1 protein-coding gene is annotated in these 742 nt (G+C 77.2%); it reads right to left on the bottom strand.

The genetic code is table 11. The features are described 5' to 3' along the window. Nucleotides 1-742 (bottom strand): carbon-nitrogen hydrolase family protein (locus J7E97_RS34260; protein WP_215035388.1); only part of this gene is annotated, 742 nt, incomplete at both ends.

Here is a 742-nt window from a genome sequence, read left to right on the forward strand (position 1 = left end):
GCGCGGGCCCGCGCCGGGCTCCCGGCGGGCGCGCCGGGCGGCACGGCGTCCTTGGACCGCGTCGGCTCCCCGGCGCGGTCGGCCGTGGGTTCCCCGGCCGGTTCCCCGGCCGGGATGTCCGCCACGGCGATCGACGGCGTACGGTCGTCGGCCTCGGCCAGCAGCGTTCCGCCCGGCGCCCACACGGCAGAGCCCCCGCAACCGGTCCACGGGCCGGCGGCTCCGACGTGGTTGGCGAGCGCCACGTACATCCCGTGGTCCCGGGCGATCCCGGGGTGGACGGCGGCCCGTTCGGCGATCCCTGCGCCCGTCCCGTAGAGCGAGCTCGCCAGGTGGACCCGGCAGCCGGCCGCCGCGCCCGCGGCGGGCACCCCGGCGAAGTGGTTGTCGTAGCAGATGCCCAGGGAGAAGCCGACCCCGCCGAGGGAGAAGCGGCCCGCCACCCCGCCCGCCGTGAAGACGTCCTGCTCGTGCCGGTACAGGTGCTGCTTGAGGTACGTGGTCACGTGCGCGCCGTCCGCGCCGTGGACCAGGGTCGCGATGACGGGCCGGGGGCCGTCCACGCGCAGCGCGACGTTGACGGCGGTGGCGATTGCGGTGGAGCGGATCGCGTCCAGCCGTGGATCCTCGGGCCCGGTCAGCCACAGCCCGGGGTCAGCCACGAGCGCGGGCAGCTCGTAGCCGGTCAGCACGAGTTCGGGGAACAGCACCAGCTCCGCGCCTTCGGCCCGGGCCCGGCCGG

The organism is Streptomyces sp. ISL-66 (assembly GCF_018614135.1).
GTDB lineage: Bacteria > Actinomycetota > Actinomycetes > Streptomycetales > Streptomycetaceae > Streptomyces.